Source organism: Sphingobacterium sp. GW821-FHT03E03, assembly GCF_059420745.1.
On record NZ_JBWKUH010000006.1, the window covers coordinates 116180 to 139102 of the forward strand.

Annotated in this window: 19 protein-coding genes and 1 pseudogene; 8 read left to right on the forward strand and 12 right to left on the reverse strand. The window is 41.1% G+C overall.

The features are described 5' to 3' along the window. Positions 1-32: 32 nt before the first annotated feature. From AC07UV_RS09735 to AC07UV_RS09750, 4 genes and pseudogenes are all read right to left on the reverse strand, one after another. Positions 33-785: a siderophore-interacting protein gene (locus AC07UV_RS09735; protein ID WP_495183557.1), complete on the reverse strand. Its 753-nt coding sequence runs from the start codon at positions 783-785 to the stop codon at positions 33-35. Positions 786-825: 40 nt separating this feature from the next. Beyond that, positions 826-1467 carry a 3,4-dihydroxy-2-butanone-4-phosphate synthase gene (ribB, locus tag AC07UV_RS09740; RefSeq protein ID WP_495183558.1) on the reverse strand — a complete coding sequence of 214 codons (642 nt, stop codon included), beginning with the start codon at positions 1465-1467 and terminating at the stop codon, positions 826-828. A 279-nt stretch (positions 1468-1746) separates the two neighbouring features. Beyond that, entirely contained in the window at positions 1747-1821 is a 75-nt protein-coding gene (locus tag AC07UV_RS09745) for an agmatine deiminase family protein (RefSeq protein ID WP_408022397.1), read from the reverse strand. Between the two features lie 221 nt (positions 1822-2042). Continuing rightward, positions 2043-2207: pseudogene (locus AC07UV_RS09750) on the reverse strand (helix-turn-helix domain-containing protein); the annotation flags it as partial. A 236-nt stretch (positions 2208-2443) separates the two neighbouring features. Here AC07UV_RS09750 and AC07UV_RS09755 point away from each other — a divergent pair. Further along, complete coding sequence (locus AC07UV_RS09755; protein ID WP_495183559.1) at positions 2444-3739, forward strand: DUF389 domain-containing protein; 1296 nt, start codon at positions 2444-2446, stop codon at positions 3737-3739. A 309-nt stretch (positions 3740-4048) separates the two neighbouring features. Here the strand turns inward: AC07UV_RS09755 and AC07UV_RS09760 are convergent, their stop codons facing one another. Continuing rightward, positions 4049-4975, reverse strand: coding sequence for an SRPBCC family protein (locus AC07UV_RS09760; protein WP_495183560.1), 927 nt, complete (start codon positions 4973-4975; stop codon positions 4049-4051). A 191-nt stretch (positions 4976-5166) separates the two neighbouring features. On the opposite strand from AC07UV_RS09760, the gene AC07UV_RS09765 reads away from it, so the two are divergent. The 4 genes from AC07UV_RS09765 (at position 5167) to AC07UV_RS09780 (ending at position 8341) form a co-directional block, all read left to right on the forward strand. Beyond that, on the forward strand, positions 5167-6156 hold the full coding sequence (locus tag AC07UV_RS09765) for a GlxA family transcriptional regulator (protein ID WP_495183561.1): 990 nt from the start codon (positions 5167-5169) through the stop codon (positions 6154-6156). Positions 6157-6288: 132 nt separating this feature from the next. After that, positions 6289-7080 (forward strand): class I SAM-dependent methyltransferase, encoded by a 792-nt coding sequence (locus tag AC07UV_RS09770; RefSeq protein ID WP_495183562.1) that lies wholly within the window; start codon positions 6289-6291, stop codon positions 7078-7080. 51 nt (positions 7081-7131) lie between these two features. Continuing rightward, the gene (locus tag AC07UV_RS09775) at positions 7132-7932 is read left to right on the forward strand and encodes a GNAT family N-acetyltransferase (protein ID WP_495183563.1); all 801 of its coding nucleotides are present in this window, start codon (positions 7132-7134) and stop codon (positions 7930-7932) included. Positions 7933-8011: 79 nt separating this feature from the next. After that, positions 8012-8341 carry a DMT family transporter gene (locus tag AC07UV_RS09780; RefSeq protein WP_120257434.1) on the forward strand — a complete coding sequence of 110 codons (330 nt, stop codon included), beginning with the start codon at positions 8012-8014 and terminating at the stop codon, positions 8339-8341. Positions 8342-8376: 35 nt separating this feature from the next. Here AC07UV_RS09780 and AC07UV_RS09785 read toward each other — a convergent pair whose 3' ends face one another. Next, on the reverse strand, positions 8377-9099 hold the full coding sequence (locus AC07UV_RS09785) for an SDR family NAD(P)-dependent oxidoreductase (protein WP_495183564.1): 723 nt from the start codon (positions 9097-9099) through the stop codon (positions 8377-8379). Between the two features lie 133 nt (positions 9100-9232). On the opposite strand from AC07UV_RS09785, the gene AC07UV_RS09790 reads away from it, so the two are divergent. Then, on the forward strand, positions 9233-9520 hold the full coding sequence (locus tag AC07UV_RS09790; RefSeq protein WP_147430503.1) for a hypothetical protein: 288 nt from the start codon (positions 9233-9235) through the stop codon (positions 9518-9520). 451 nt (positions 9521-9971) lie between these two features. Here AC07UV_RS09790 and AC07UV_RS09795 read toward each other — a convergent pair whose 3' ends face one another. The 5 genes from AC07UV_RS09795 to AC07UV_RS09815 all read right to left on the reverse strand — a co-directional run bounded on the left by AC07UV_RS09795 (position 9972) and on the right by AC07UV_RS09815 (position 19051). Next, positions 9972-10763: a phosphatase PAP2 family protein gene (locus AC07UV_RS09795; protein ID WP_495183565.1), complete on the reverse strand. Its 792-nt coding sequence runs from the start codon at positions 10761-10763 to the stop codon at positions 9972-9974. A 90-nt stretch (positions 10764-10853) separates the two neighbouring features. Further along, complete coding sequence (locus AC07UV_RS09800) at positions 10854-12884, reverse strand: heavy metal translocating P-type ATPase (protein WP_495183566.1); 2031 nt, start codon at positions 12882-12884, stop codon at positions 10854-10856. A gap of 37 nt (positions 12885-12921) precedes the next feature. Then, positions 12922-14232, reverse strand: a complete 1311-nt coding sequence (locus tag AC07UV_RS09805; protein ID WP_495183567.1) for an efflux RND transporter periplasmic adaptor subunit — start codon at positions 14230-14232, stop codon at positions 12922-12924. Positions 14233-14239: 7 nt separating this feature from the next. Next, positions 14240-18571, reverse strand: a complete 4332-nt coding sequence (locus tag AC07UV_RS09810) for a CusA/CzcA family heavy metal efflux RND transporter (protein WP_495183568.1) — start codon at positions 18569-18571, stop codon at positions 14240-14242. A 150-nt stretch (positions 18572-18721) separates the two neighbouring features. Next, positions 18722-19051: a DUF6660 family protein gene (locus AC07UV_RS09815; RefSeq protein WP_495183569.1), complete on the reverse strand. Its 330-nt coding sequence runs from the start codon at positions 19049-19051 to the stop codon at positions 18722-18724. Between the two features lie 689 nt (positions 19052-19740). On the opposite strand from AC07UV_RS09815, the gene AC07UV_RS09820 reads away from it, so the two are divergent. Further along, on the forward strand, positions 19741-21357 hold the full coding sequence (locus tag AC07UV_RS09820) for a fimbrillin family protein (RefSeq protein WP_495183570.1): 1617 nt from the start codon (positions 19741-19743) through the stop codon (positions 21355-21357). 61 nt (positions 21358-21418) lie between these two features. After that, positions 21419-21586, forward strand: coding sequence for a hypothetical protein (locus tag AC07UV_RS09825; protein ID WP_282254225.1), 168 nt, complete (start codon positions 21419-21421; stop codon positions 21584-21586). 90 nt (positions 21587-21676) lie between these two features. Here the strand turns inward: AC07UV_RS09825 and AC07UV_RS09830 are convergent, their stop codons facing one another. Beyond that, positions 21677-22846, reverse strand: a complete 1170-nt coding sequence (locus tag AC07UV_RS09830) for an alpha-hydroxy acid oxidase (protein WP_495183571.1) — start codon at positions 22844-22846, stop codon at positions 21677-21679. Positions 22847-22923: the final 77 nt, after the last annotated feature.

A 22923-nucleotide genomic window follows, 5' to 3' on the forward strand; every position in this document is an offset into this window, starting at 1 on the left:
TGCAAGGACAAATCTATCGTAATGATCAAGCTTTAGGGTTTTATTTCATCCGAATGCTCTCCTTCTTTGGCACCGATTTTCCAATACGAACAGGCATACATCTCTTTTGTATTCCAGCACTTTTCGACACGAAAATAATGGCGCAAAGTTTTAATGATATCATATTCTGCTGCTAGATAGATATATCTGGCAAAACCATTGTCATCAAATTCAAATGCCTTTACGCGCTCTGCGAGTACACTTCCCTGTTCGGGATGTGGGTTATGGATCCATTCGAGATCTACATCGGCAATCGTAGAAAGCACAAGTTCATCTTCTTTTGTCGCAACTTCTATAAAGGCCTTGACTTTCACTCCTAAGGGTAGCTGTTCCAAAATAGCCGCAATGACAGGTAAAGCGGTGGCATCACCAGCAATTAAATAATGTGCGGCATCCGGAACCAAGGGCCTCATACTTTCTTTCATACCGATTTCCAAACGGTCCCCAACCACGGCATTTATCGCCCACGCTGATGCCAGGCCATTATCTCCGTGCTGGACAAAATCAATAGCGAGTTCCTTTGCGACAAGATTTATTTGACGATTTGTATAGGTTCTTACTTGTGGCTTTTCGTCATCCGATGTTGAAATAAACAGTTTATTATTGGAACCGGATCGAACACCCGAAAGCCAGACAAGTTGTTCTTCGTTAATCTCAAAAACTACCCGAATCAGATGTGGAGTTAGGTATTTTTTGTCTTTCACAGTAAATACCGAACGTATTTTTTTTGAATCTTTCTCATTCATAAACAATATAATTTGTGATCATGACTAATCAACTTTCTGCTTAATTCGATTGGCGATAAACGATAATATCTGCTATTGACAAGACAGTAAGCTCCTCCTTTAATGCGAATGCCACAATCTGCGGCAAACGTGACATGCTACCATCCGCATTCATAAGTTCACATAATACCGACAACGGCTGTAAACCTGCCAAACGCATCAGGTCAATACTACCCTCCGTATGTCCGTTTCTACCCAGTACGCCATCGGCATGAGCTCTTAACGGAAAAATATGCCCCGGGCGCACCAGGTCTTCAGGGCTGGCGCCAATCGCAGAGGCTGCTTTTATAGTCGCAAGCCTATCCGCAGCCGAAAGCCCAGTTGTAGCACCCAATCTTGCATCGATAGAAACCGTAAACGGCGTTTGAAATGGACTTGAATTGTCATTGACCATATAAGGTAATTCCAGTTCATCTGCTTTTTCATGCGTCAGACATAGACAGATTACACCACTGCAATAGCGGATCATCTGCACCATATCCCCATGGTTCATTTTTTCAGCCGAAAAAATAAGATCACCTTCGTTCTCCCTATCCTCATTGTCAATGAGTAAAATACCTCTTCCCTTACGGAGTTCTGTCAGCGCACGTTCAACTCTTTCATGTGCATTACTACCAAATACTTCCAATAGATTCTCCATCATTTTTAATTTAATCAATATGTTATATGGCATCCTATATCACAGGATGGCATTATGTACAACCGCTGCCCCCATCATGTTATAAAAACACTTTATCAAGGCTTACACCCTGATAAAGTGCATTGAACAAGTAAAGCGCTAAAAAAGGACATTACTTGTTCAGTGGTTTCATAGTCAGAGGACAAAGATCAGCAGCTGCTTTTCCCTAAACATTGACTTAAGTCAAAAAAAGATATTTAATTATAAGAGTAGCGATTTTCCAATTTAGATCCTCGAAGTAAATTATTGAGGTTGTTGCTGGGTAACACAGTGAATCATTCCGCCATTAGCGTATAGATTTCGAACATCAATACCGATGACGACTCTTCCTGGTACGCAGTTTCCACATTATTTTGCGTTAGCGGAAGTTTGACAATCTGGTAAGAGATATCCGCACTATTTTTTGCTGCATATAGTTTGTTAATATCCTGTTCTGCCCTCAAAAAGACAATATAATGATGTATAGATTGATGTTCTACTGCTATTCCAGCAATAAAATCCCGGAAAATGCTCGCCTTTTCACTCTGTGCATCACTAGGCGAATGTGCAAATTGTTTTTTGAAATATTTGGAAAAAGGTTTTAAGCTATCAAAGCCAACCGCGTAAGCGATCGTGCTAATAGATTCATTTGTATAAATCAGTTTTTTATACGCGTTTTCAAGTTCTAATCGTTTTTGAAAGGCCCCAATCGATTCATTGAACATCCCTTTAATATGCGTTATGTATTTTGGCAGGAATAATTTGACAGCTACTCCAGTCTTTCAATGGAAAGGTCTTTATCGTAATGTTTTTCAATGTATCTAATGATCTGTTGAATCCTTGCTAAACTCATCCTGTAATGGTAACGCTACCTATTCGGTTTTTCTAAGTTAGCAAACTTCTTTCATTTAAGAACAATCAGTTCTCTTATGTATATTCGCATAGAGAAAAACAATCTGTTATGAATAAGATACTCCAATTTTTTGATTTACATCCAGGAGAGGAACGAAAAGAAGCCGTTCTTGACAATGTGATCAACAATATTTCATTCCACGGTGCCAATGCATGGATTTTGGCCTGTGCGATTGTTATTGCCTCTGTCGGCCTCAATGTAAATTCAACCGCGGTAATCATTGGTGCTATGCTTATTTCCCCGTTGATGGGACCGATCGTGGGAGCTGGTTTTGCGCTGGGTACATTTGATTTTCAACTCTTAAAGAAATCGATCAAGAATTTACTGATCGCAACATTGATCAGTCTGATTGTATCATACTGCTATTTTCTCCTGAGCCCATTTAAAGAAGCGCAATCGGAATTGCTCGCGCGTACCTCGCCCAATATCTATGATGTACTTATTGCACTTTTTGGCGGATTGGTCGGGGTTATCGCCATAACCAGGGTAGATAAAGGGAATCCAATACCAGGCGTGGCCATTGCGACAGCGCTGATGCCTCCGCTCTGTACCGCAGGCTATGGACTGGCCATTGGAAATCTAAGTTATTTTGCTGGGGCTTTATTCCTCTACATCATCAATTGTGTATTTATATGTATAGCGACATTTACGATCGTAAAATACCTCAGATATCCCAAGAAACATTATGTTGATCCAAAAAGGGAAAAAAGAATAAGTCAGAGCATCACACTGATTATTCTTGCCTTAGTAATACCAAGCTTATACTTCGCCTATAATCTACTACAAGAGAAGAAATACACGAATAAGGTTAAACAATTTGTTCAGCAACAATTTAGTGATAAAGGTTACACGGTCGTCTACGAAAAATTGCTCACTAAACCGAAACGTTTAGAATTAGCCTTTTTAGCGAAGAAATTTAGTGACCGAGAAATCGCGGCTTTGAAAAAATCCATGGAATCATTTGGTATCGCGCAAACTGATCTGATCATTCGACAGGATAGCCTCGATTTAAAAACAACTATTCTTAGTGAAATCGACAAACGAAGTGCTGCTGTAAATGATAAAGATTTAACCATACGGGCGCTCAACAATGAACTTGCGAAATATCAGGTAGCAAGCCCACAATTAGATAAAGATCTAGCAGTACTTTTTCCAGAACTACAATCCTATAGCATAGGACAACAACAGTATTATGCAAAAAAAGATAGTTTAGCAAATGTCGTTGCCTTTATCTATGCGTCAAAAAATCCTTTAGCTGAAGTACAACAATTAAAATTACGTCTTTGGTTAAAAAACCGTTTTCCAAAAGACAGCCTCCAGATCATAGACAGGAAGGTCAAATAAGCTATGTACTATTCGATTTCCAAGTATGAACAGTTGGCCGAAATACCGACTGCCTGTGGAACGATCTTGCATTTACTAGTTCTGTTGTCCATTTCTGGCTCTATTTGCACATGTCTGTCAGACAAAAAAATCGTCCTGGATAACCCGTCTTCTGCTAGAAATAACAGTCCCAATTATTGCGGTATAATTGGGACTGCTCTTGCATCGGCGCCTAGTTAAATATTTCCAGCGCTTTCTTAAAGAAGTCAATGCTCATACGGTGAGCGAAAACTGCCCCCAAAATCTGAATCTAGATGAAGCGCTTTTGCCTTACTGATTGAATTCAGGGTACGGAAATCCTTTTCCTGTTTCGCACAAAAATTTGAGGCTCCTAAAGAACAATGCCCAATCATAGCTACAGGAAGCAAATTCTCCACTATAATTATCCCAACCGTCATGATGGAATAAAAGTGAACAGCCTTGCTGATGTGGTATTAATTCAAATGTCAGTGTTGTGCCTATCCATTCCTCAAACCCCTCTTTACATTGCCATGCGACAAGTGCATAGGGATGTAACACAAGAACTTCCATCTTTTTGAAATAATCCGGGCCAAAGCCAAACCGCAAGATGCTACCTACCGCGGGTGCAGCAATGGTATCGGGTGTCCACCAGCCTGCCAACCCTTCTTGAGTCGTGATTGCCCAGTATACTTTTTCAATTGGGGTTTTAATCAGCAATCTATGATAGATGCTTTTACCCTTTTGTTTCGCCAATAATTGTTCTTTAACTTCCGCCAGGGACAGCACGCTCTCTTTGAGCGTAGCAAGTCCCTGCCCTGTTAGAATCAATTGCTTCAGACTTTCATGGATATAATATGTCCAGGCTGCCTGACAAACATCATAACATTCCATATCAGGTACAAGCCCCTGATGAGTAAATTTTAATTGTGTCTTACCGTCGAGATCAATAATATCAAAGATCACATAGCTCTCCACCCATTCCTGTTTATCGGTCGTAAATTTGAAATGGTTCTCCAACACCTGCCATACAACTTTGACATTGTGCTGTATTTCAACTATCTTTACCTTACACTGATGTATATCCTGGTAGTGATAAGAAAATACATCATGTAGTGCTTCTGTCCCCCCTTCAATGTTCTCTGACCACCAGCCACGAACATTGATAATCGCATCAAATACCTGTTGCGGTTTCGCTTCAACGATTATGTCGGTTGTAAAATCCAGTTTTTTCATCATCTATTTTTTGTTAGTATTTATTTTTCAATTACTTAAATATCAAACCTGCCCTATATAAACCAAAGATATCGACATTTTAAATCTAAAACAGGGTGCCAAATAGACATTATGAACGGTTGATTTGGACAACACATTTTCTTATATTTGAGTAATAGATGATCAATCAGATTATTCAATGTTAAACAAGAAAGATGAAACACCTAACAATTTTGGTCCCCGAAGTTCAGACTGGCCCCAATACATTGTCATGCATTGTTGGTACCTATCATATCTTTACCGAAGCCAATAGGTACCACCATCAGCATCATGATAAAACAATGTTTAAAATTGAACTGGTCGGTCTTTCAAAACAGTCCGTTTTCTTGAATGGCTTACTTGCTGTGATGCCGCAGAAAGAAATTACCGACATCATCAAGACCGACTTGATCGTAATTCCTGCCGTCGCCCCGAACTTTACAGCATTAGATACCAAAAACACCCCATTTCTTGACTGGATACGTAATCAATATACCCATGGTGCCAATGTGGCCAGCATGTGTACTGGAGCCTATATACTCGCCTCTACGGGTCTGTTGGAAAACAAAAACTGCTCAATCCATTGGAGTGCTGAAACAAATTTCAAGCAGTTATTTCCCAGTGTCACCATGAAGACTGACAGCATTATAACAGATGAAGAAGGTATTTGTACCAACGGTGGTGGATATTCATTTTTACACTTGCTCATTTATCTGGTTGAAAAGTATTATGATCGGCCGACAGCAATCTATTGTTCCAAGATATTCCAGATTGACCTTGACCGGCAACAACAATCTGATTTCGTTATCTTTAATGGTCAAAAAAGGCATGGGGATGAAATGATCATCAAAGCTCAGGAGTATATTGAGCATAATTTCGCTGAGAAGATTTCCATTCAACAACTTTCAGAACGATTTACCGTAGGCCGACGGAACTTCGACCGGCGATTTATAAAAGCGACAGGTAACACACCCATTGAATATCTACAACGTGTAAAAATCGAATCTGCAAAAAAAGAACTGGAAATCTCTGGAAAAACAGTGAACGAAGTCATGTATGAAGTAGGCTATTCCGATTCAAAAGCCTTTAGGGAAATATTTCGCAAAGTTACGGGCCTCTCTCCTTTAGCCTATCGTAACAAATACAATAAATCTGCAATGAAATAATGATTTTTGTTCTACATTCGTAATGTTTTGGTAAAAATTATTTCCTGCGATAAAAATTAAAGCCAAGTTCTACGAAACTACTTATATTTATCCTTACGATAATATTAGTTATCGTTGATCATAACGTATAGCATGCAGAAACAGGAAATAGATTTTTTACAGCACAATGAATTGGCTTGGAACAAACAAGCATTGGAACAAAATGAGTGGTCCAATGCTGTCGATACCACTTTGGTTAATCAAGCAAAAAATGGACATTGGGAGATACACCTTTTACCAAAACCATTGGATAAGGCATGGCTCGGAAATGTGGCAGGGAAGAAAATACTATGCTTAGCCTCTGCCGGTGGTCAGCAAGCCCCAATTTTGGCTGCTGCAGGAGCTGATGTCGTTGTCTTTGACCTCTCAGCGGAGCAATTGAGACAGGATGCCCAAGTTGCCGAACGTGACGGATTGTCGCTAACAACCATTCAGGGAGATATGACCGACCTGGCCGTTTTCGTGGACGAATCATTCGATATGGTATTCCACCCTGTATCCAATCATTACGTAGCGGATGTCAATCCGGTATGGAAGGAAGCTTACCGCGTTCTAAAAAAGGGGGGAACATTACTCACTAGTTTTTTTAACCCTGTTGTTTTTGTTGCTGATCGAAATCCCGAAGACATAGCAGCTGGAATTATTAGACCCAAATACAGCTTGCCTTATGCAGATGTAAAAGATTTAAGTCCGGAACAGATCACAAGAAAAATAGAAAATAAGGAAGCCCTTGTATTTGGCCACTCCCTCTCTGATCTGATTGGTGGACAATTAAAGGCAGGCTTTGTGATCACAGACTTTGATGAGGAGATGCAACCCAATCCTCGTTTTTTAATTGATAAATACGTACCTACATTTATCGCTACCAGAGCAGTAAAATTATAATAGATAAGCAAAAAGGATCGTTTCACTATCGATCTCCTAAACGCACATTATATGGCTTTTGAACCCATTCTTCTTAATGATGTTGAATCTGTATCGGTATTAGCTCCGGAAGAATGGGGCTCAATTTCTGCTAAAGTAACCAACTATATCCTTTCGGACTTTTGCTTTCCGATCAAACTGATTGTTGAGAACAAAATTGTTGGTATCGGTGCCTGTATTATACACCATGATATCGCATGGTTGGGGCATATCATCGTCGACAAAAATGAATGGGGAAAAAACTACGGTAAATCCATTACTTTGGAACTGATTCGGATAGCCCATACTCATGGCTGTAGAAGCATTCAATTAATTGTGACTGATATGGGGGCTTACCTCTATCATAAAATTGGGTTTAAAGAAAGCACAAAATACCTGTTTTTTAAAGACATACACCCTATATTGCCCGATACGCCTGATGAGCATATCAAAAAATATACTCCCGATTACCGAAATGCAATATTGACTATGGATCAGTCCGTTTCCGGAGAAGATAGATCCAACGAACTAGAGACACAGCTTAATCAGTCCTTTGTCTACCTTACAGACGGGACGTTATCGGGCTATTATCTCCCTTCTTTAGGAGATGGTCTTATCGTTGCAGAACAGCGGATTGCTGGACTTGCGTTACTGCAATTTCATATCAACTCAAACGCTAGCCTTGTATTACCACAAAATAACTTAGATGCCATTTCATTTCTTTATAATGCAGGATACAAGGAATATAGATCTGCCAAGCGTATGTATTTGGGGGAAGATATACCGGTGAAATTTGACGCTATCTACAATAGAATTGGAGGTAATATTGGCTAGATCATTAGCCCCTTGTTTTTTAACATTTGTAAAATGTTAAAAAGATATCATTACTGATCTTTGTATAAAAGAATAAAATATGAATTGGGTAATTTTAATCATCGCCGGACTCTTTGAGGTAGGATACACTTACAGTCTGGGAAAAACAAAAGAGGTATCAGGCAATGCCATCTATACCTGGTACGGTATCTTCGTATTATGTCTCATCGTCAGTATGGTGTTATTGATCAAATCCGTGCAAGGGCTTCCCTTAGGAACCGCCTATGCAATATGGACGGGTATTGGGGCTGTCGGCACAGTCATTATAGGAATCCTTGTATTTAAAGATCCCGTAAGCTTCTGGCGTCTATTCTTTATCGGTACGCTAATCGCCTCTATTCTTGGATTAAAGTTTGTAACTGGCCATTAGAACAATAGGGATCTACATCTCCTGCATTCGGATCATTATACATTCCTGTCATTCATTGCCGGCATATGAATCTCTTTTACACAACTTGCTTTTGATGTCGAGATAATAAATCTTAACGCCTGAATGACATCCGATAATGGAATAAGATCGTCATTTATTTCATGAGTGTTCGTTTCCAGATTATTCTCATCATCATGCGCTGTTGCCAGATAACCAAGGTTCAATATAGATACTGCAATCTGATCAGGTCGAAGTTGTTCTCTCAATGCATGAACCACACCCCGCAGTGCAAATTTTGTTGCTGAAAACGCAACTTCCCTTCCATTGTGGTTGTCAAGCCCCCATGTAGAACCGATCAAAATAATTTTGGCATTTTCGGCCTGCTTCAAATTATCCAATGCTGATTGAATATTTAAAATACATGAAGTGACATTGGTATTGATCAGGCTGCTAATCTCCGCTACCGTAGAAGACGCAAAATCATAGTCGTCGCTAAAAGCGTTATTCTCCCAAATACCGACATTATAGATAAAATAGTCAATTTCCGCATTTTTTATCCTGTCTTTGATTGCGTTAACAGCCTCCACAGGGTTGGATAGGTCAGACGGCACCCAACACACATTAGCGTTGTCCTCCAAATAATCGGGTTTACTTCTGGACACTCCAAATACAACATCAGACGGATCTGGAAGATGCAGTGTGATTGCCCTTCCCAATCCTTTACTAATGCCGAAAATAAGATATGTTTTCTTTTCCATTGTATTACACAATATAAGGTAAGCCCCCCTTTTCTATGGAATATTCCGAACTATTTTAAATTATTTTCGATCGCATGAAGGCAGAAAATAGCTAAAAAAAACAACAAATTGATATTTCCAGTGTTCTATGCTTATGGAAAGACATTATAACAAAGGAAACACGATTTCTAGTGGTCATAGTACCCACAAAGGTAAGGCTGCAAGAAAGTATATTGTCAGTGAAATTATTCTCAATGGCGAGCTTGTTGGTGTGGGCATTTATTATGATGGAACCGACGAACTTCGGGCCGCTGTTGTGGTAAATGATCAGGGACAGGGTGTCGAAATCCGCAATCTCCATGATGAGCACTATCCAGAAGCACAATCAGATGATGACCTTGCGGAACTCTGGCCGCTGTATGAAAAACTCGTGGCAAAATAAATGTCAGCTCTTTTCAATTCAGCAACCTTTGAAAAATATATAAAATCTATACCCATATATGGATAAATTTAAATATTTAAATTTTAACGTATTTAATATTTATACGATTATATTTATATATTATACATTTAAACTGATTAACATACTATACTTTTAGCTTTCCGGAACGGATTCCGTGTTTTATCCATTATTTGACGTAAGTTCGGATCTGATTTGAGACAGGATATGGCCTTCTTCGCCCCTCAGTCGATATGAGATCATAATGAGTGTATCGTCATACCGCTATGATACCGTGTTTAACTCGGACTCACCACGGACTCATGTCGGATTCATAGCGGACACATGCCGAAGCAGTTAAGACGAAAGCTATACGCAGGCTCGACTAAATCCTATAAGATACCCGAATCATTGGGCTTGCTATTTTACAAGAAATTAGTGTTTAAAAAGTTTATTAAAATGATCTTACAGCATTTATTCCAAACCTATTATGTCCTATATAGGGTATAAATGCTGTTTGTCCTTGTCGTTGTTTTCCCCCTCGAAACAGACCTGTCATCTTCGGGTACAGCCAATAGGTGAGCTCAGTGGAGGCGATGCCTATTCCCGCGCCTGCAACGATATCGCTCACCCAGTGTCTATTATTGATCACTCGATATATACCAGTAAATGACGCAAAAGGATATCCTGCAAGACCGAGCCATATATTTTTATCACGATATTCTTTATACATAAAATGGGCTGTCGCAAATGCGGTCGCCGCATGGCCTGAAGGAAAGGATTTCTTATTGGATCCATCGGGGCGCTCTTCAGCTATAAACTGTTTGGCAGGAAACACAATCGCCCCTGAAATCAGCTGCGAAGTAAGATAAATAAGCGTGCGGTCCTTAAAATCGTGAAACCCTTCAATATTAAATGCATTGAGACCGTACACCATCACCGCAGGGAAATACTGGGTATAATTGTCTATTGTTGTCCTTGCAGGATTCTTATGTAATACTTCATTCCGGGTCTGTAAGTCCCATTTCTTCATCTTGGGGATGGCAAAGCTGCTCGCACCATAGGCTATGAGCGCTGTTGGAACGATAAACTTCCGCAACTGGAAATCGTGGTTATCAATAGCGGAAAATTGCATTCCTCTACTTGTTTTAAGTGCAAGACTATCCTGAGCGCGCAACAATAAAGGGAACAATAGTAATACAAACCATAGGATAAATAGGGTCGTTATAAATTGGACTATATTCATGTCATGGAGAATTTAAAAATTAGACAATAGAAGACCTACCCTTCCAATATTTCAACTTGAAGGGTAAGCACATCCTAACTAAAAATTGATTTAAAACTTCATCTTTTGGATCCGGATGGCGTTCAGTATAGCAATAAGAGATACACCCACATCCGCAAACACCGCTTCCCACATCGTAGCCAACCCTCCGGCGCCAAGGATCAAAACCACCCCTTTGACCACAAATGCCAATCCTATATTTTGGTAAACCACTTTTTTGGTCTGTTTACCAATATTAATTGCCATTGGTATCTTAGATGGTTTGTCGTCTTGTATGACTACATCAGCAGTTTCGATGGTTGCATCACTGCCCAGTCCCCCCATAGCTATACCAACATCACTCAAGGCCACTACGGGGGCATCATTGACGCCATCACCAACGAAAGCCACACTTTCACCAATAGCCTTTATCTCCTTGACTTTATTTACCTTATCTTCCGGAAGAAGATCTCCATAGGCTTTATCAATACCTAATTCCTTCGCTACATAAGTGACGACCGTACTCTTATCGCCACTTAGCATGGTCGCTTTCACTCCAAGTTTGTGCAAGAGTTGTATGGTTTGTGCAGAATCTTCTTTGATACTATCTGCAATGGTAACATATCCGACGAAGCGACTATCCAATGCAATGGCTATTGTGGTATAAACGATTGTATTGGGATCGATGGTATAGCTGATATTAAACTTGTCCAAAAGCTTAAAGTTACCAACCAAAAACACCTTGCCGTCCACACTACCCTTCAGTCCATGCCCCGGTATTTCTTCGACATCAGTCAAATTTACAGATTCATCGACCTCACCCGCATATTCCCTAATTGCTGTAGCTACCGGATGACTGCTATGACTTTCGATTTTATTGACCAATTTGAGGATTGTCGCTTCATCAAAATCTGGTTCTAAACGAACTTCCTGAACTTTGAAAACCCCTTCAGTCATCGTACCGGTTTTATCCATGACAACATTCTGTATCGCTGCCATCGCATCCAGAAAATTACTTCCCTTGAACAGGATACCGTTTCTACTCGCAGCACCTATGCCACCAAAATAGCCCAATGGAATCGAGATCACCAAGGCACATGGACAGGAAATCACGAGAAATACAAGCGCTCGATAAAGCCAATCGCTAAATACATATTGTCCGACAAAAAAGTAAGGCAGCAGACAAATCGCTATCGCCAAAAGTACCACAATCGGCGTATAGATTTTCGCAAATTTCCGGATAAAGAGCTCCGTAGGGGCCTTCTGCGAGGTCGCATTTTGTACAAGTTCAAGGATTTTGCTCAACTTACTGTCTTGGTATGCTGTTGTCACCTTTACCAGACTCACAGTATTCATGTTGATCATTCCGGCCAGCACAACTTCACCTTTGGTCTTTGTGTCAGGTTTACTTTCTCCCGTCAACGCCGCCGTATTGAAGGAGGCCGTATCGGAGATAAGTTCCCCATCCAAGCCCAACTTCTCCCCGGGCTTCAGCTGGATGACATCACCTATTGCTGCAGCCTCAGCTTTGATCACCCGGCTACTGTTTGCTTCAACAATGGTCACCTCATCCGGGCGCTGATCCAGGAGCGCCTTAATATTGCTCTTGGCACGGCTGACAGCCAATGTCTGAAACACTTCCCCTACCGCATAAAAAAGCATGACAGCAACACCCTCTGGGTATTCTTTGATTGCAAAAGCACCAATGGTTGCGATACTCATCAGTAAGAATTCAGAGAAAATCTCTCCTTTTCCAATACTCTTCAATGCATCTTTAATCACGGGGAATCCAACCGGAATGTAAGCCAGTACATACCAAATGATCCGGATCCAGCCCTTAAACCATTCCTGTGGTACCCAATTGTCCATTGCAATGGCCCCAATCAGCAGGACAAATGAAATTATTGCTGGCAGAAAGAGTTTCAATGTACTGCCATCCGCCACTGAATGATCATGACCGTCATCATCACTGTGACTATGTGCCTGATCCTGGGCAGGCGCGCCCTGTATTAAACGTTGGGCGCCTGCCTGATTATATATTTTTTCCGTCTGTGTACAACAAAGTTGTTTACCTTGTCCATCATAAATATGTTTGTGTTCCATACCTTATCATGATTACTTCGTTAACAAATGCTACTACTTAATGTTCATGCCCACCTGTATTGCTCATCTTAGCATTGATAAAAAATGCTCCTTTCACAACGATTCTAGTTTGCGCAGGAATTTCCTGTACTGGTGTAATGGCAGTATATCCCAATGCGGAGACGCCTTTTTGAATTTCAATTTTCTCAAAATTCACATTCTTACCCTGTTCAGTTGCATGTTTAGCAGCTTCTGATTCATTTTTATGTTCGTGCTTAGCCTCACCCTCATCATGCGCATGTCCGTGATCATCGTGGCCTTCTTCATGCTCTTCGGCCTGCTTGCTTGTCTCTACGAAAATGTAGAACTTACCATCCGCTTCCACAATCGCGTCGTTCGGAACCGCCGGAGTGGTCACATTATTGATCCCGATCATACCTGTGATATTCATACCGTCTATCAGACCAACCTTGCTACCGATCACCGTACTATGAACAGCAATTGTTTTACTATCATTTTCAAAAGACGATCCTATGGTAAATACTTTAGCCGAATAAGTTTTATCAGGGTTGTTTGTCAATTGAAAATTAATAATCTGTCCAATTTTGATCATAGGAAGGTCTTTTTCAAAAACCTGAAGATCAAGGTGCAATAGACTATTATCTATAATCTCAATAACCGGTGATGAAACATCCACATAACTACCTATCTTGGCAAAGACATTACTCACAGTACCATTAATCGGACTTGTCACCACGAGTGAAGCCCGCAAATTGGAAAGGCTCACACTGTTGGGATTGATGCCCATCAGTTGAATCTGCTGTTGCAACGATGCCTTTCTGGCTCGAAGGCTATTGAAATCCGCCGTTGCAGACTGCAAATTCTTTCTTGCTCCAGCGTTGCCCTCATTGAGTTCTTGCTGTCTTGCCATCTCCTGTTCTGCAAGCGTAATTTTGCTCGCCAGAGCGACATATTCTTCCTGAAGCTGAATAAATTGTGGATTCGTAATGGTTGCAATAACCTGGCCTTTGCGCACGATGTCACCTAGTTGCACATTTAAAGTCTTAATTACGCCACCATACAAGGTTGTCGCATTGGCTTTGTTGTTATTGGGAACACTGAGAAGACCATTGGCTTTGATTGTCGCTGTCAGCTCCTTTTCCGCTATAGTTCCAAAAGCAATACCTACAGCCTTTATCTGTTGTTCACTCAATGCCGCTACCGTCACGGGCCCTTCCTCATGGCTTTCTTCGGCAGCACCTTTCCCTTCCTCCTTCTTGGCATCACCAGCACCTTTTGAATCTGATCCGCAGCTATATAAAACTGTTGTAATCGCTAGTGCAAAAAATATTTTTATGATAACTCTCATCGTTGACTTATTTATTATTGAAGTAATTGTATTGGATTGCTGATTGATTATATTGATTGAGCACGTCTAAATAGTTCTGTCTGATCCCGATCGCCTGACTTAAGAACTGGCTCATCTCTGCAAAACTTATTTCACCAGTTCTGTAACCGAGGCTCGCGGCTTTGATGATGGCGTCAGCTTGCTTGAGGCCTGCGGATTCATAGAACTGCAACAGTGCAGTATTTTTCTCAATATCAGCCAATGCATTCACCTTATTCGTCTGAAAAACTTGTGTATCATATTCCAGCTGTCTTTGTTGCGCCTCCATTTCCGCGTTTGCAGCTTTTACCTTGCTTTTATAAGCACCCAGGCCAAATACAGGAAATGATGCCGATACCGAGAATCCCGTAAAAGGATCTTTTGCGCCCCAAAGGCGCTGTGAAAAGAATCTGCCCGAAAATTCAGGCTTATTTGTATTTTTCTGTACCGCAATATTGGAGGAGGCAATATTGACATTCTGTTGTTGCAAAGCTAAAACAGGATGTGAGGCATCAACCGATGGATTTTGTACATCCGCGTCCATTTTTATCTTTTCCAGCGCTTGCTCTACAGGTAATATCCATTCATTGCGGTTGAGGAGCATCATCAATTGCTGCTGCTGAACCAGCATATTCTTCTTGTTTTGAACCAATTGCGCTTGCAACTCCCGTAATTTCGCCTCCGCCGCAATTTTATCCAATGCTGCGACATCTCCGGTTTTGAAACGTAATTCGGTCGCCTTAAACATTGCCGAGTAGATACTGTCCAACTCCACATAGAGCTTCTGTCTATCTTGAAGATACCAGAGCTGATAGTATGCTGTGCGCACATCTTTCTTAATATTGGCATGGAGTACTTCGGTATTTAGATTGGCATATTTTAGCTGCTGCTTAAAATATTCCTTACGCGCCGAATAGAGTCCCGGCCATGCGATGCTTTGCGTGATACCGATTTTCATGATCCCTGTCTTATCGCTGGGTCGGTAATCTTCATTCTCCACAAAAACACCCGTCTTTGGGATTTCATTCGCAGACTTAACATTATAAGTTGCTCCAGTTATTTCGGCCTCATTGACCTGAAACTGGCGATTGCTCTTCAATGCCATACCGATTGCGTTATCAATCCCGATCCGTTCCTGTGAAAAGGCCTTAAATCCAATGGTAGAAAATAGGAAAACCAATACCGTTGCAATGGTCTTACCCACATTTCCTTTTTTCATATTCAGTTTTGAGTTAAAAATAATATACAGCAAAGGCAGTACAAACAATGTTAAGAAGGTTGCTGTCACCAGTCCGCCAATAACAACCGTCGCCAGCGGTTTCTGAACTTCCGCTCCAGCACTCGTACTAATTGCCATAGGCAAAAAGCCCAGCGAAGCCACAGTAGCTGTCATCAGTACGGGGCGCAACCTTGTCAATGTTCCCTCCTTCACGCGCTGAAAAATATCATCCATACCTTCCTTCTTCAGTTGGTTGAAAGTCCCGATCAGTACAATACCATTTAGTACAGCAACACCAAACAAAGCTATAAAACCGATTCCGGCACTGATGCTGAAAGGCATACCGCGGAGCATCAGGGCAAAAACACCTCCAATTGCACTCATTGGAATGGCTGTAAAGATCAGCGCTGCTTGCTTAAAGGAATGGAATGTGAAATACAATAGCATAAAGATCAGCAAGAGGGAAACAGGCACTGCGATCATCAGACGAGCGCTTGCTTTCTGTAAGTTTTCAAACTGCCCTCCATACGTGAAATAATAACCAGCAGGTAATTTCACTTTGGTCGACAACTGCTGTTGGATATCTTTGACCACACTCTCCACATCCCTTCCCGAGACGTTGAAGCCAATGACGATCCGACGCTTTCCGGCTTCTCTACTAATCTGCGCGGGGCCAAGTTTATAATCAATGGCTGCTACCTGCGACAGTGGAATCTGAATACCTGTATCCGTTGGAATCATCAGATTGCGTACATCGTCTATGCTATTGCGGTGTGTCGTATCCAAACGAACAACTAAATCAAAACGACGTTCATTTTCATAGATCTGTCCAGTACTGCGACCAGCGAAAGCCGTACTTACCACATCATTGACATCTTGAATCGTTAGACCGTAATTGGCAATACGTGTACGATCATATACGATATTGATCTGTGGCAGCCCCGACACGCGCTCCACCTGTGGAGAAGTAGCCCCTTTAACGGACTGAATCTGTGCCGCCACGATATTCGCATAAGATGCCAGAGAGTCGATATTTTCACCGAAAATCTTCACGGCCACATCCTGACGGATCCCGGTCATCAGCTCATTGAATCGCATCTGTATCGGCTGGTTCTTTTCAAAGAAAACACCTGGGATAACTTCCAGTTTTTCAAGGATGGCTGCACCGAGTTCATTATAACTTCGGCCGGACTTCCATTCCTTCTGGGGTTTCAGTACCACCATCAAATCGGTCGCTTCCGGTGGCATCGGATCCGTCGGTACTTCAGCGGCTCCGGTTTTACCAACAACCATTTCTACTTCGTCAAACTCTTTAATGATACGGGAAGCCTGCATGGAAGTTTCTATACTTTGCGAGAGAGAGCTTCCCTGTGGTAATATACAGTGAAAAGCATAATCCCCTTCCTGCAACTGCGGGATAAACTCTCCCCCCATATTTTTAAAGAAGAAAACAGATATGGCAAAGAAAGCGATTGTCAAGCTGACGATAATATATTTGAAACGGATAGCTTTCTGCAATAAAGGCGCATAGATACGCTGAAGTTTTTCGATAAAACGGTCACTGAACGTTTTCTTGTCATGATGTTTTTTAGGTAAAAACAGGGCACACATCATTGGAATGTATGTCAGCGAAAGGATCAATGCGCCAAAGATCGCAAAACCTACGGTCTGTGCCATCGGGCGGAACATCTTGCCTTCCACCCCGACCAATGTCAAGATAGGAATATAGACAATCAGAATGATGATCTCACCAAATGCCGCACTGGTCCGGATTTTTGAAGCAGATTCAAACACCTCATGATCCATTTCCGATTGTGACAGCTTTTCAGTAGACTTGCGCAGGCCAAGATGGTGAAGCGTTGCTTCCACGATAATTACCGCGCCATCGACAATAAGACCAAAGTCTATCGCACCTAGACTCATTAAATTAGCACTCACACCAAAAACATTCATCAATCCCAACGCAAAGAGCAGCGATAATGGGATGGCTGAGGCAACGATAAGCCCCGCCCGGAGGTTTCCCAAAAATAGCACCAATACAAATATAACGATCAGCGCGCCCTCGATTAAGTTCTTCTCAACAGTACCTATTGCACGACCAACAAGATCCGTACGGTCCAGGTAGGGTTCGATCACCACATCATTGGGTAGGGATTTTTGGATCGTAGGGAGCTTCTCTTTCACACGCTTGACCACTTCATTGCTATTCTCACCCTTCAGCATCATCACTACACCGCCCACGGCATCCACTTCCCCGTTATATGTCAGAGCACCGTACCTGACCGCATGTCCAAAACGCACATCGGCCACATCTTTGACATAAATAGGTACAGCACCAGTTTTTTTAATCGCTATATTTTTCACATCCTCCAGCGACGTAGCCAGTCCAATGCCACGAATGAAGTATGCGTTCGGTTTTTTGTCAATATAAGCTCCACCGGTATTCTGATTATTTTTCTCCAATGCGGTGAAAATTTCCGGAATGGTGATATTCATCGCCTTAAGGCGATTGGGGTCAACGGCGACCTCATATTGTTTCAATTCACCACCAAAGCTGTTGACCTCAGCAATACCGGGTGTACCGTAAAGCTGGCGCGCAACAATCCAATCCTGCATGGTCCGAAGATCCTTTGCATTATACTTGCTTTCGCTGCCTTTTTTGGGGTGAATGATATATTGATAGACCTCCCCCAAACCCGTACTAACGGGCGCTAGCTCGGGTTTACCGATGCCTTGTGGAATTTGGTCCACTGCTTCTTTTAGGCGCTCACTGATAAGCTGTCGCGCAAAGTAGATATCGACATCTTCCTCAAAAACAACAGTAATCACCGAGAGTCCAAAACGGGAAATACTTCTGATTTCTTCGATCTTCGGTACCGTAGCGATACTCTGTTCGATCGGAAAAGTAACCAGCTGCTCCACTTCCTGACCCGCCAAGGTCGGACAGGAGGTAAAAATCTGTACTTGATTATTGGTAATATCCGGAACGGCGTCTATGGGCAGCTTTGTAGCACTCCAACCGCCCCAAATAATAAGTAACAAGGTCATTAAACCAATAATGATCTTATTCTTGATGCTAAATTTAATTATACTATCTAACACAATATACTTGATTAATGCTTAAATAATAGATATATAGAATATCCTATTCCCCTGTAACCTCAAAAGTTACAGCTACACACCGATGGCTAACATTAATTAGAAAAGCAAAATTCCTTAATAATGTTTGCGTACGGCTATAAAAAGTGATAATTAAGCATCTACCTTAGGCGGTTGCCAGATAGTTCCGAAGTAGCTAGATAAAATAGGTGTATTGAGAACCGGCATCCGATTATCAAAATAAATTGAAATCGGGATACCTTCAATTTTTGGTAACTGATATTCGAAGGCTGTAATATTTCCGCTACAACAGTTGCAATAACAGAAAATAGAACAGGCATCGGTGGTATCTTCACTATGATTATGAGGTTCATTGAATTGTGTTTCCATGGCTGTCACCTCGCTGCGAATGTTCGCGTCACTGCATGGGACAAAGGAAAGTCCCAAGATATAGGTGATCAATATGAAAACAATTACCCTCATTGTTATACAAATTTAGAAAAATATTTCAAAAATTTATTCTTTTATAATAACATCGCTTTACTGGCGAACTAAATTAATCAAGTTTGCAATAGGCTTCAGCCCCTATCACACTAAACCAATCGCCAACAATCTTCTGTATAGAGACTAACTATTAAAGTCCTAAAACATTCAACTGCATACTGCGCTGTCTCACTAACGCTGTAGTCCAAGCTTACGCTTAGTCCAAATTGACGTACACAGGCAACATTCCTTAATAACGAATACCGTATTTACCCAGTCATATAAATAATTTACACGAAAACTGTGCCATAATAGCAGACATCCTATCATCATAGTCCTTCCCATCAGATTATCCCATACAAATCCAATATTAACCAAGGAGAAAATATTAATCCAATAGAATTATAAATAAAAAAGTAGACAATCACCACCAAAGCACTTAAAATCAACGTTTAAACACTAATGCTTGTTTGTAGAACTTTCACTACAAGAAAAATTACTTAATGAAAATCATAATGATTAAGCAGAAAGCTATCTATATAATTGCACCTGTAAATTTTGACAAGGTGAAAAAAATAAAAATGATAATACGCTTAAATAGTAACCCTATAAATAAAAAGTAAAAAATCACACAAGTACAAATCAATCAAAAACACTAAGAAACAAGTAAAATTAAAATGTCTACTTACATGAAAACGAAAAATTACCGCAACCTTAAAAATGTATTGATGCTGGGATGCATTATGCTGGTTGCTTCAAGTATTTACTCTTGTAAAAAGAGTGGCGAAACCACCCCCTTAACCGAGGAAACTGTGGTTAAGATCAATCTTCAGGGGGTTGAGGCCTATGGTGAGAACGAAAGTAACGCTATCGGTCAAAAGCAAGGGTCCACAAAAGCCTCTACCGCAAGCAGTGCTTCCGAAGTACAGGAGATGACTGTTCCTTTTGGCAATAGTTCTTCCATTGATGTTGTATTGACAAATAGCTCAGCTACCGCAGTCAATAAAGGATTGGTGGCCTCATCGGGTGCCAAAGCAACAACGACAACGCAAGTAACTGAGAAAAAACTGGACAAAGATGTTAAATATAAAGTAGTTGTCTTTGATAGCCAAGGGAATTACGTGACTGAAAAGACCTATAGCTATGGTGGAGAAGCTGTTGCAGAGGGGATTGTTCTTGATGCTGGAAAAACCTATACATTTGTTGCTTACTCAACAAATAGCACAAGTACAGTACCTAATATTAGCAATCAAAGTACTTTATCCTCAGCAAGCCTCAATAATATCAGTGGCGACCTGATGTATTTCGCGAACACACTGAAAGTAAACAAAGGCGTTAACAACCTAGATGTTGTGTTGAAACACCGCTTCAGTCAGATTATCACAACTTTGACAATGGATGCCAACATGACCGGGGCCATCACTAAACTTGAAAATGCAGTGTTTAAACCAAGTCATACATCGGCCAACTTAAAACTTTCGGATGAAGCGCTTACATACAACGGATTAAACGACGCAGGTGTACAAGCACAATTTCCGGCTTTAGGTATTGGCCTACGTACAGTTGTCAGCACTCCTTCCCTATTGATCCACCCAGCAACAAGTACTGGAACGCTTAAACTTGGAAGCCTGACCATTGATGGTGAAACCAAATCAAATGTTACCATTCCAAATGTAAAGATCAATCCCGGACAGAAATATGATCTGAAGCTTAATTTCAAAACCTGTACACAAGATGTGACCAGTAATGGATTAAACTGGAGCTATCCAGCAGTGGTCGTTAACGGTAAAACCGGAATCCGTATTGATGGTGTATTTTATCCAAGCGGAACCACGATCTCCAGAAGCTTCACCGCTCCTGCAGCAGATTATGGATTTGTGTTTGATATCACCGAACTGGACAATGCTTTCAATATGGAAATTAATGGCGTGAAACTGGCAAAAAATGAAATCCAGTTTGAAGTTGGCGCATCTTCAGCACAAAATATCCAATTCCTAGATGGAAGTAAATATGCCGGCACAAATGTACAAACAGGTAAAAGAATTGACCAGGTCTATAATATGCAAGGAACTGCAGCCAACCCGTTGATCAAACTTGTGATCAGCAGAACAGGTAAAGTGACCATGTTTGGCAGTAAGGTTAATGGTGGACCTTTATATGAACTTGTATTGAACAATGGTAATGCCTTCAATACCTTTCCTTGGGGAAGCACACAGAGCAACACTGTAAAAGTAACTCAGCTTGTTGATGGTCGTACTATCATTAAAGGTGTAGGTGCAGGAAAGAAGAAAATACCTTGTAGCTAAGAACTTATAGCTAAAAAAATAAGAACAGATTTATCAAATATAATACAATAAATAAAAGACTATGAAAAAGAAAATAGCCTATATCGCACCGGAGGTTAAGGCGTACCGGATCGAACTCGAGCAAGGTATCGCAGCCGGTTCAGCAACTGCTAGACCCGAAGACTCCAACGGACAAGTCAACGAACAATGGGGTCTTGGCGACAATGACAGCAGAACAATAGACTGGTAACAAGCCACACAGAATCTGTATTCATAAAGCCGTATTACGCACAGCAATAGTTGTGTTTAATACGGCTTTTCTAATGCTATTATGATTGTATTACGATAATATCTTCTGTAAACGTTTTGGGAACTCATCAATCTTCGAAATGCTTAGCTGTTTCATCACCTGAAATAAATGTGCTTTGAACATATTGATGGTATGTTCTCCGCCGGCATTTCCCAGTGCACCTACGCCATACATAAATGGTCGCCCCATGAAGTTAAATTCAGATCCCACAGCATGTGCACGGGCAAGGTCTACTCCAGAACGGATACCACCATCCAACATAATCTTGATTTTGCTTTTATAGTCTGGGTTGGCTGCCAGATGAATCAATGAATTAATGGATGATTCACTGGCGTCAAGCTGTCTTCCGCCATGATTAGAAACGATAACGCCATCTACGCCCAATACAATAGCAGCCTGCATATCCTCATCTGTCGCAATCCCTTTTAATACCAAAGGTCCCTTCCATAAATCCCGAATAGCTTTGATCTTTTCAACATCTACTTTACCCGTAAACGTTCTGTTCATAAATTGCCCCAGTTGCGCTAGATCCAGGCCTTTTTCCATATAAGGCTTTAAGGTTGCAAAAGATGGAATACCATGTTTAAGTGTTTCAATTCCCCAGGTAGGACAAGCAAACGTCTGTAGGATATTGGCGACGTTCATCTTTGGCGGCATGGACAATCCACTTTTAATCTCTTTGTACCGTAGTCCAAAAGCAGGAACATCAACCAGCACAACAAGCACAGGACATTCTACCTCTTTCAGACGTCGCAGGATATCATCGCGCAACTTATTTTCCGTAGGATGATAAAGCTGAAACCAGGCTTTACCTTGTGACACCTCAGCAATACGTTCAATACTACTTGTCGATACAGTACTCAATATATAAGGGATATCATTTTCTGCAGCGGCTTTCGCCAGAATTTCTGGCGCATTGGGCCACATCAAGCCCTGTAAACCAATCGGCGAAACACCAAATGGTGCACTATAGTGGCGACCAAAAAGTTCTACGGACATATCAATTTCCCCGCTCGTCTGAAGATACTGCGGCTTTAATAGAATATTGTCAAAATCATTTTCATTTCTAGCAAGATTCAGTTCTTCATTGCAACCGCCTATTAAATAGTCAAATGCAAATTTTGGAATTCTTTTCTTTGCCTGTCTTCTCAAGTCTTCAACAGCAGGAAATCGGGTATTGTATGTAAACTTTTGGCTCATGATTGATGTATTAAATATTGGCAGTGATTTATCTGCGCGCCAAATATACTATATAATTTGAAATTAGTTCGCTATTT